This is a genomic window from Brevundimonas sp. (assembly GCF_050729455.1).
Taxonomy (GTDB): domain Bacteria; phylum Pseudomonadota; class Alphaproteobacteria; order Caulobacterales; family Caulobacteraceae; genus Brevundimonas.
On record NZ_JBOHLI010000078.1, the window covers coordinates 1 to 9,272 of the forward strand.

8 protein-coding genes and 1 pseudogene are annotated in these 9,272 nt (G+C 67.0%); 7 read left to right on the top strand and 2 right to left on the bottom strand.

Annotation, left to right across the window (positions count from 1 at the left end; genetic code table 11):
* The first annotated feature begins 538 nt into the window (after positions 1-538).
* The 6 genes from flgK to ACREEF_RS14745 all read left to right on the top strand — a co-directional run bounded on the left by flgK (position 539) and on the right by ACREEF_RS14745 (position 7,167).
* Positions 539-2,653 carry a flagellar hook-associated protein FlgK gene (flgK, locus tag ACREEF_RS14720; RefSeq protein ID WP_431566319.1) on the top strand — a complete coding sequence of 705 codons (2,115 nt, stop codon included), beginning with the start codon at positions 539-541 and terminating at the stop codon, positions 2,651-2,653.
* Complete coding sequence (locus ACREEF_RS14725) at positions 2,650-3,570, top strand: flagellin (protein WP_431566320.1); 921 nt, start codon at positions 2,650-2,652, stop codon at positions 3,568-3,570. Before flgK ends, ACREEF_RS14725 begins: the two co-directional genes overlap by 4 nt.
* 117 nt (positions 3,571-3,687) lie before the next feature.
* The gene (locus tag ACREEF_RS14730) at positions 3,688-4,806 is read left to right on the top strand and encodes an MlaE family ABC transporter permease (RefSeq protein WP_431566321.1); all 1,119 of its coding nucleotides are present in this window, start codon (positions 3,688-3,690) and stop codon (positions 4,804-4,806) included.
* On the top strand, positions 4,803-5,594 hold the full coding sequence (locus ACREEF_RS14735; RefSeq protein ID WP_431566322.1) for an ABC transporter ATP-binding protein: 792 nt from the start codon (positions 4,803-4,805) through the stop codon (positions 5,592-5,594). Before ACREEF_RS14730 ends, ACREEF_RS14735 begins: the two co-directional genes overlap by 4 nt.
* Before the next feature lie 17 nt (positions 5,595-5,611).
* Positions 5,612-6,550: an MlaD family protein gene (locus ACREEF_RS14740; protein ID WP_431566323.1), complete on the top strand. Its 939-nt coding sequence runs from the start codon at positions 5,612-5,614 to the stop codon at positions 6,548-6,550.
* The gene (locus ACREEF_RS14745; protein ID WP_431566324.1) at positions 6,547-7,167 is read left to right on the top strand and encodes an ABC-type transport auxiliary lipoprotein family protein; all 621 of its coding nucleotides are present in this window, start codon (positions 6,547-6,549) and stop codon (positions 7,165-7,167) included. Before ACREEF_RS14740 ends, ACREEF_RS14745 begins: the two co-directional genes overlap by 4 nt.
* Before the next feature lie 60 nt (positions 7,168-7,227).
* On the opposite strand, the gene ACREEF_RS14750 is transcribed toward ACREEF_RS14745, so the two are convergent.
* Together ACREEF_RS14750 and ACREEF_RS14755 are read right to left on the bottom strand one after the other, a co-directional pair.
* On the bottom strand, positions 7,228-7,878 hold the full coding sequence (locus tag ACREEF_RS14750) for a 3-oxoacid CoA-transferase subunit B (RefSeq protein ID WP_431566325.1): 651 nt from the start codon (positions 7,876-7,878) through the stop codon (positions 7,228-7,230).
* On the bottom strand, positions 7,878-8,582 hold the full coding sequence (locus tag ACREEF_RS14755) for a CoA transferase subunit A (RefSeq protein WP_431566326.1): 705 nt from the start codon (positions 8,580-8,582) through the stop codon (positions 7,878-7,880). Before ACREEF_RS14755 ends, ACREEF_RS14750 begins: the two co-directional genes overlap by 1 nt.
* A 198-nt stretch (positions 8,583-8,780) precedes the next feature.
* Between ACREEF_RS14755 and ACREEF_RS14760 the strand changes: the two are divergent.
* Positions 8,781-9,272, top strand: a pseudogene (locus tag ACREEF_RS14760) (S9 family peptidase); the annotation flags it as partial.

Consider the following 9,272-nt stretch of genomic DNA (forward strand, 5'->3'; position numbering starts at 1 on the left):
GCGCCGCCTCGCCCTGAGTGCCGGCAGCGTCGGCCACCAGGGCGGCGAACAGGGCGCCGTCAGCCGCCGTGTCGTCGGACGCGCCGAAGCTCGCCGCGGTCGAGGCGGCGGGGGCGATGACGGACATGACGCTTTGGGCGGACATGGGGCGCAGGGCGGCTTTCGATGAGGTCGGCGCCTGCTGCGCCCGGGCTATTCGACAGGCTGCTCCGCAAGCCTCGGGCCAGTTTCGGCGGGTGAATTCAAGATATTGAAAACAAAGAAAATTATGTGCGTTTGCAGCGGTCTGCATGACGCCTTTCGGTCGGCCCTTATTGCCGCGCCGCTACGCTTTTTGCCGGGTGGCACGGACATCGTTCGGCATGGCCCGCGATTTGCGCCGCCATGAGCGAACGCACAGAGGCTGAAAGTCTATGTATAATAAAATCAATGGATTAGCCAGAAGGCTGAACCGGAAAACCGGGCAAGATTTGCGCGCAGGCCAGCAAGGCTTGCCGGGCGCGGCCCTGTATGTGGTCCTGTGCGGAGGGCGTGTCTGATGTCGCTCAACTCGATCATGAACATCGCCACGTCGGGCATGAGCGCTGCTCAGACCCAGCTGCGCGTGGTTTCGGACAATGTCTCGAACGTCAATACGCCCGGCTACATCCGCAAGGTCGCGGATCAGCAGGCCTGGGCCCAGCACGGTGTCGGAACCGGCGTCGAGATCACCCGTATCCGCCTGGCCACCGACCGCTTCCTTCAGGCCGCCAGCCTGAACGCCGGGGCCGAGGCCGGGCGCCAGACCGTCCGCTATGAATTGTTTGACCGCATCCAGTCCCTGTTCGGCGATCCGGGCGCGGACAGCGGCTTCTTTTCGCAGATCGACAGTATGTTCGCGGCCTTCGCCACCTCGGCCGAGAATGCGACCTTGGGGCCGATGCGTCAGGACGCCATCTACAAGACCCAGGCCCTGTTCGATGAATCGGCCCGCATCGCCAAACAGATACAGGCCGTGCGCGAGGACGCCGACGGCCGCATCCAGAGCGCGGTCGAGCGCACCAACGGCCTGCTGGAGCAGATCGAGAAGCTGAACGTCGAGATCGCCAAGGCCAGCGTGGTCGGCGCCGACTCCACGGGCGCCGAGACGGCCCAGGCCTCGCTGATCAACGAACTGGCCGAGCTGATGGATGTGCGGATCACGCCGCGTTCGGTCGGCGGCGTCGAAATCCGCACGGGGGCGGGCATCCTGCTGGCCGGGCAGGGCGCGGCCAAGCTGGAATATACGCGAGCGGGGGCGGTCTCGTCCGAGAGCGCCTTTGACGAAATCTGGGTCACGGAACCCAACAGTCAAAGGCGCCCGCTGTCGGCGGGCCTAGCCTCGGGCGAGATCAAGGGGCTGCTGGAGCTGCGCGACGTCGAGGCGCCGGCGGCGGCCGATCGTCTGGGCGAGCTGATGACGCGCCTCGCCGACGAGCTGAACCGCGCCCACAACGCTTCGTCCTCCGTCCCCGCGCCGACTGTCCTCAACGGCCGCAACGTGGGGCAGTCGCTGGAGACGGCGCTGGAGGGGTTCACCGGCAGGACCACCATCGCCATCGTCGATGCCCAGGGCGTGATCCAGAACTCGGCCGACATCGTCTTCTCGGGCGGGACCATGACGATCAACGGCGTGGCGACGACGCCCGCCAACTTCCTGACCACGCTGAACGGCCAGTTGGGCGGGGCGACCGCCAGCTTCACCAACGGCGTGCTCAGCATCGACGCGGGCGGGACCAACGGCGTCGCCATCGCCGATGACGCGACGACGCCCAGCAACAAGGCAGGACGGGGCTTCTCGCATTACTTCGGCCTGAACGACCTGGTCTCCACCGACCGTCCGGCGCTCTACGACAACGGCCTGACGCCCGCGTCGCTGCACGGCTTCACCCCCGGCGAGACCCTGACGCTGCGATTCAACGACGCCTCGGGGACCAAGATCCGCGACATCGCCGTCGCGGTCCCCGCAGGCGCGGGCACGGTGGCCGACCTGCTGACGGCGCTGAACGACCCGGCGACCGGCGTGGGCCGGATGGGCACGTTCAGCATGAACGCCAGGGGCGAGCTGAGCTTCACCGGCCGGGGCGACCCGGCGCCGACCATGTCGGTGCAGGAAGACCGCACGACCCAGGTTCCGTCCGGCGTGTCGATGAGCGAACTGTTCGGCATCGGCGGGGTCCGCGCCTCGCGCGCCGACGGCTTCTCGGTGCGCGGCGACATCGTCAAGGACCCGTCCAAACTGGCGCTGGCGCAGTTGAACCTGGGCGTGGCGGCGGGCACGGCGGCGCTGAGCCAGAACGACGGGCGCGGCGCGCGCCTGCTGGCCAGCGCGGGCCAGAACACGACGGCCTTCTCGGCGGCCGGCGGTTCGGCCAGCGGGTCGATGTCGGTGTCGCGCTACGCTTCGGAGCTGTCCGGCGAGATCGGCGGCAAGGCGACCATCGCCAAGAACCGGGCGACCAGCGCCGAAGCGCTCTACACCGAGGCGACCGCGCGGCGGACCTCGGTCGAGGGCGTCAACATGGACGAAGAGCTGGTGCTGATGACCACCTATCAGCAGGCCTTTAACGCTTCGGCGCGCCTTATCCAGGCGGCGTCGGAAATGTACGACACGCTGATCGGAATGATGCGATGACCCGCGTAGCGACGTTTGGAAACTACCAGTCGGCCCTGCTGCAGCTGATGGCGGCGCAGTCGCGCGGCGAGGAAGCGCAGAACAAGGTCAACACCAAGAAGAACGCCACGGACCTGGTCGGCTTCGGCCGCGGCTCCGAGACGGTCAGCGCGCTGAAATCCAGCCAGACGCGGATTCAGGGCTTTATCGACACCTCCAAGACCGTCGCCGACCGGCTGACGTCCCAGGACATGGGGTTGGAGCGCGTGGCCGACGCCGCCACGGCCGCGCGCCAGGCCATCGCCAACGCCATCGCCGCCGGACGGCTGGACGGTCTGATGGCGGAACTGGAGTCCCAGTTTCAGGTCGCCCAGGACGGGCTGAGCATGAAACACCAGGGCAAGTACGTCTTCGCAGGGGGGGCGGTGGATCAACTGCCCACGAACGTCACCGACCTGAGCGCGTTGGCGGCCCTGCCGGCGACCGCCGACGCCTTCAAGAACGACCAGCTGAAACAGACCTCCTGGCTGGACGAGAACGTCACCATGGACACGGGCTTCCTGGCCAGCGACATCGGCCAGGCGCTGTTCGACGTCTTCCGCGACGTCCAGACCTTCCATCAGGCGACGCCCCTGAACGGCCAGATGACCGACGCACAGCGGACCTTCCTGACCACGCAGATGACGCGCTTCGAAACCGCAGCCAAGGGCGTGGTCGACGTGCAGGCCCGCAACGGCGCCATGCAGGCCCGGGTCGATACCCTGATCGAGTCGCAGGAAGCGCGGAAAATCTCGGTCGACACCATCCTTTCGGGCAAGACCGACGCCAATATGGCCGAGGCCGTGACCGAGCTGGAGATGGCCCAGATCGCCATCCAGGCCTCGGCCCAGGTGATCAGCCAATTGCGTCAGGTGTCGCTGCTCGACTATCTGCGCTGACATTTTGGCCTGTCGGGCCGTCGCTGGCCCGTTGAACGATAAGGGTTTCAGCGCGTTCGCTACTTCCGCCAGCTTCGCCATGGGCCTTTGCGCGAGGCTCGGCTACAAGGTGGGGCGATGAGTGCAGCCGATTTCCATATCGAGGACGGGCCGGAGGGCGCCGCAAGGCTGCGCCTGACGGGCGACTGGACCACCATGGGTCTGGCCCGCACCGCGCGGCGGCTGGCCGAGGCGCTGGGCGACCGGCCGGTCGCGGAGCTGGCGCTGGACGATCTGGGGCGGTTCGACACCGCCGGCGCCCTGGCCATCGTCCAGAGCCTGTCCCGGCCCCTGCCCAATGCGGCGTGGCGCGACCGACCCGAAGCCGGCCGCATCTATGCGATGGTCGAGAAGCTGGATCGCGAGTCCTGCGTTCCTCCGCGCCGCGCGCACCCCTTTACCCGCACCTTCGCCAGGATCGGCCGGGGCGTATATGATTTCGGGGCCGAGGCGATCCTGTCGCTGGCCTTCCTGGGGCGGCTGATCGTCGCCGTCGGTTCGGCGTTGAAGCACCCCGGCGCCATCCGCTGGCCCGCCTGGTTCAGTCAGGCCGAGCGGTCGGGGCTGGACGCCATCCCCATCATCGCCGTGACCAACTTCTTCATCGGCGCCGTCATCGCTTTCCTGGGGGCCAACCTGCTGACCCAGTTCGGGGCGGGGGTGTTCACGGTCCAGCTGGTCGCCGTCTCGGTGCTGCGCGAATTCGCCGTGGTCATCACCTCGGTCCTGCTGGCGGGCCGTTCGGCCTCGTCCTTCGCCGCCGAGATCGGCTCGATGCGGATGAACCAGGAGGTCGACGCCATGCAGGTCATGGGCGTCAATCCCTTCCAGGCCCTGGTGATTCCGCGTCTGGCGGCCATGCTGCTGATGCTGCCGCTGCTGACCTTCGTCGGCATGGTGACGGGTCTGTTCGGCGGGATGCTGGTGACGTGGAGCGAACTGTCCTACGGCCCGGCCTTCTTCATCCAGCGCGTCACCGAAGACCCGATGATGGGCAACCATCTGATGGTCGGCCTGATCAAGGCGCCGGTCTTCGCCGTGGTCGTGGCCGCCATCGGCTGTCGCCAGGGGATGTCGGTGGCCGGCGACGTCGAAAGCCTGGGCCGCCGGGTCACGGCCGCCGTGGTCCAGGCCATCTTCGCCATCATCTTCCTCGACGCCGTCTTCGCCATGATGTTCCTGGAGCTGAACCTGTGACCGCGTCGACCGAAAAGCCGCGGCGCGAGAATGTCGTCGAGGTGCGCGGCCTGCTGAGCCAGTTCGGCGACCGGGTGATCCACCAGGACCTCGATCTGGACCTGCAACGCGGCGAGGTTCTGGGCGTGGTCGGCGGCTCGGGCACCGGTAAGACGGTGCTGCTGAATTCCATCATCGGCCTGAAACAGCCCGAGGGCGGTTCGGTGAAATTGTTCGGCTATGAGCGCGACGCCATGACCAAGGCCGAGGCGGCCGAGGTCGAGCGCCGCACGGGGGTTCTGTTCCAGCAAGGCGCGCTGTTCTCGGCGCTGACGGTGCTGGACAATGTCGCCTCGCCGCTGGTCGAACACACCGACCTGCCGCGCGACACCATCCGCGAACTGGCCGAGATGAAGATCGCCATGGTCGGGCTGGGGTCGGAATCGCATTATCTGAAGCCGGCCGAACTGTCGGGCGGGATGCGCAAGCGCGTCGGCCTGGCCCGCGCCCTGGCGCTGGACCCCGAACTGATCTTTCTGGACGAGCCGACGGCGGGGCTGGACCCCATCGGCGCGGCCGCGTTCGACCAGTTGATCCGCGACCTGTGCGACGACTTGGACCTGACGGTCTTCATGATCACCCACGACCTCGATAGCCTCTACGCCATCTGCGACAAGGTGGCGGTGCTGGCTGACAAGCACGTTGTTGAGAAGGCCACGGTTCAGGAACTGGAGCGTTCCGAACATCCGTGGATCAAGGAATACTTCCTGGGGCCGCGCGGTCGCGCCGCTCACCAGAGCGCCGCCTGAGGAGAGCGGGACGAGAGATGGAAAGAGACGCCCACTACGCCGCCGTCGGCATCGCCACAGTCGCCCTGTTGCTGGCGCTGGCCGTGTTCACGATCTGGCTGGCCCGACTGCAGTTCAACAACGACTACGACGTCTATGACATCGTCTTCTACGGCCCCGTGCGCGGCCTGTCGGAAGGCGGCGAGGTGCATTTCAACGGCATCCGCGTCGGCGAGGTCACGGCCCTGAACCTGGACCCCAAGAAGGGCGATCAGGTCATCGCCCGGGTGCGTCTGAACGGGACCACGCCGGTGCGCGTGGCCTCACGCGCCCAGCTGGAGCCGCAGGGGATCACCGGGTTGAACTATATCCAGATTACGGCGGGCACGCCCAACAGCCCCCTGCTGAAGGCGCAGTACCCCGAGAACGTCGTGCCGGTGATCCAGAGCCAACCCAGTCCGATCGCCGAGCTGCTGAGCGGCTCCGGCACGGTGCTGGCCCAGACGGTGGACGCCTTGAACCGGATCAACCGGGTCCTGTCGGACGACAACATCCGCAGCTTCTCGACCAGCGTGAAGAACGTCGAGGAACTGACTGACGAGCTGGAAGCCCGCAAGGGGATGTTCCAGCAGCTGGAAGAGGCTCTGACCAAGGCCAACGCCGCCGTCGGCGAGTATCAGGCCCTGGGCGTCACCGCGCGGCAGTTGGTCGATACGGACGGCCGCCAGGCCATCGCCAACATCAACAAGGCGACCCAGGAAGCCCAGGCCGCCATCGCCTCGATTAATCGGTCGGCGACCGGGCTGGAGGGGCCGCTGGGGGACTTTGGAACTCATACCGTGCCGCAACTGAACGATACGATCCGGCAACTGGACCAGGCGACGCGCTCGCTGCAGTCGCTGGTCGACAATGTGCGTGAAAGCCCCCGCGACTTCATCGCCAAGGCGCCGTCCAAGGAAATCGAGGTGCAGCCGTGATCCGTTCCAGCCTGCTGATCGCGGCCGCTTCGGTCACTCTGTCCGGTTGCGCCCTGCTGGCGACGCCCGACCCGGTTCAGCTCTACCGCTTCGGCGGCGGATCGGCCTTCGCGGGAACGGGGGCGACCTCCGCCTGTCCCGATGTCAACGTCAACCTGCGCCGGGTGGACTTCCCCGATGCGTCCAGCGGCGACCGCCTGCTGGCCGTGACCGGGGCCGAGGCCGCCTACATCAAGGGCGCGCGCTGGGTGTCGCCGGCCGAGACCCTGTTCGAGGAAACCCTGCGCAACGCCTTCGCCGACGGCGGGACCTGCACGGTTCTAGGTTCCGGTCAGGCGACACGCGACGGTTTGCTGCTCAGCGTGGACGTGCGCCGGTTCGAGGCCGTCTATGCCGCACCGGGGGGCGTGCCGGACGTCAATGTCGTGGTGCTGTTGCGGCTGATCCGGCCGGGCGACCGTTCCATCGTGGCGGAGGATCGCATCTCGGTCAGCGAAAGCGCCGGCGAGAACCGCCAGTCGGCCATCGTCGCCGCCTTCGACCGCGCCACGGCCGAGGCCAGCCGCCAGATCGTCCTCTGGACGGATCAGCAGGGCAGCCAGGCGACGCGCAGCTAAAGAAAAACCCCGGCGGCCGTGCGGTCGCCGGGGTTTCGCTTTTCAGACGGGAAGGGCGGTTCAGCCCAGGCCGGCGGCGACCGTGTAGGCCGCTTCGGTCCTGGCGGCGACCTCGTCCAGGGTCACGCCGTCGGCCAATTCGATCAGCTCCAGGCCCGAACCGTCCGGCTTGACGTCGAAGACGGCCAGATCGGTGATGATGCGGCTGACCACGCCCGTGCCGGTCAGGGGCAGGCTGCATTCCTTCAGCACCTTGGACTGGCCGTGCTTGTTGGCGTGATCCATGACCACGACCACGCGCTTGACGCCCGCGACCAGGTCCATGGCGCCGCCCATGCCCTTCACCAGCTTGCCGGGGATCATCCAGTTGGCGATGTCGCCATTCTGGGCCACTTCCATGGCGCCGAGGATCGACAGGTTGATGTGGCCGCCGCGGATCATGGCGAAGCTGTCGGCCGAGGAGAAATAGGCCGACTCGGGGATCTCGGTGATCGTCTGCTTGCCGGCGTTGATCAGGTCGGGGTCTTCTTCGCCCTCATAGGGGAAGGGGCCCATGCCCAGCATCCCGTTCTCGGACTGCAGGGTCACGACCATGCCCTCGGGGATGTAGTTGGCCACCAGGGTCGGGATGCCGATGCCCAGGTTGACGTAGAAGCCGTCCTGCAGCTCTTTCGCGGCGCGCTCGGCCAGTTGTTCGCGGGTGCGGGCCATTACGCGGGCTCCTTCTGACGGACGGTGCGCTGTTCGATGCGCTTCTCGGACACGGTCTGGATCAGGCGGTCGACATAGACGCCCGGCGTATGGATGCTGTCGGGGTCCAGCGAGCCGACAGGGACGATCTCCTCGACCTCGACGACCGTCACCTTGCCGGCGGTGGCCATCATCGGGTTGAAGTTGCGGGCGGTCTTGCGAAAGACGAGGTTGCCGCGTTCGTCGGCCTTCCAGGCCTTGATGATGGCGAGGTCAGCGATCAGGCCGGTTTCCATGACGTAGTCGCGACCGTCGAAGTTGCGGACTTCCTTGCCCTCGGCGACCAGGGTGCCGACGCCGGTGGCGGTGAAGAAGGCGGGGATGCCCGCGCCGCCCGCACGGATGCGCTCGGCCAGGGTGCCCTGAGGGTTGAACTCCAGCTGCAACTCGCCGGCCAGGTATTGGCGCTCGAACTCCTTGTTCTCGCCGACGTAGGACGAGATCATCTTGGCGATCTGTTTGGTCTCCAGCAGCTGGCCCAGGCCGAAGCCGTCCACGCCCGCGTTGTTGGAGATGACGGTCAGTCCCTTGACGCCCGAGGCCTTCAGCCCGGCGATCAGGTTTTCGGGAATGCCGCACAGGCCGAAGCCGCCAGACATGACGGTCATCCCGTCAAAGGTCAGGCCCTCCAGCGCGGACGTGACGTCAGCGTAGATCTTGCGCATCGCTCTCCCTTTTTCATCGTTTGATGAATATTGCGGTCTTCTCCGTCCTTAAAGCGCGGGCAGTCGGCGGGCAAGCGTCTGTGGGTCGGACGCCGGGTTTCAGCGTCGCCTTTCGGGTTGACCCTTGGGCAAGCCGCCCCCTAGACCAGAGCGAAATAGAAAATTCTGGGCATCCATATCCTTTGGGGGAAGCGTTCCATGCGTCGTCAACTGTTGAAGCAGGCCCTGCCTGCCCTGGTCCTTCTGGCCGCCGTGCCCGCCCTGGCCACGCCCGCCGCCGCCCAGGCGCCCGCCGCGCCGACCTATAATCAGCCGCCGCAACCGATCGCGCAGATCCTCGATTCCAAGCCCAACCCGACGGCCAGCCTCAGCCCCGACCGCAAGACCCTTCTGCTGCAGGACCGTTCCAACCTGCCGACCATCGCCGAGCTGGCCGAGCCGATGCTGCGCCTGGCCGGATACCGCATCAATCCCCAGAACAACGGCCCGGCCAACAGCCGCGTCACCTGGCTGACCGGCCTCAGCTTCCAGACCGTCGACGGCGGCGCGGCGCGCGTCGTGGCGGGTCTGCCGGCGAACGCCCGCCTGACCAACGTCAGCTGGGCGCCGAACGGCAAGGCCGTGGCCTTCCTGCTGAACACCCCGACCGGGCTTGAGCTGTGGACCGCCGATGTCGCCTCGGCCCAGGCG

Excerpts from the sequence above, each read along its gene's own strand:
- ACREEF_RS14725 (WP_431566320.1), top strand. The coding sequence starts at position 2,650 with ATGACCCGCGTAGCGACGTTTGGAAACTACCAGTCGGCCCTGCTGCAG.
- ACREEF_RS14740 (WP_431566323.1), top strand. The coding sequence starts at position 5,612 with ATGGAAAGAGACGCCCACTACGCCGCCGTCGGCATCGCCACAGTCGCC.
- ACREEF_RS14730 (WP_431566321.1), top strand. The coding sequence starts at position 3,688 with ATGAGTGCAGCCGATTTCCATATCGAGGACGGGCCGGAGGGCGCCGCA.
- flgK (WP_431566319.1), top strand. The coding sequence starts at position 539 with ATGTCGCTCAACTCGATCATGAACATCGCCACGTCGGGCATGAGCGCT.
- ACREEF_RS14750 (WP_431566325.1), bottom strand. The coding sequence starts at position 7,878 with ATGGCCCGCACCCGCGAACAACTGGCCGAGCGCGCCGCGAAAGAGCTG.
- ACREEF_RS14755 (WP_431566326.1), bottom strand. The coding sequence starts at position 8,582 with ATGCGCAAGATCTACGCTGACGTCACGTCCGCGCTGGAGGGCCTGACC.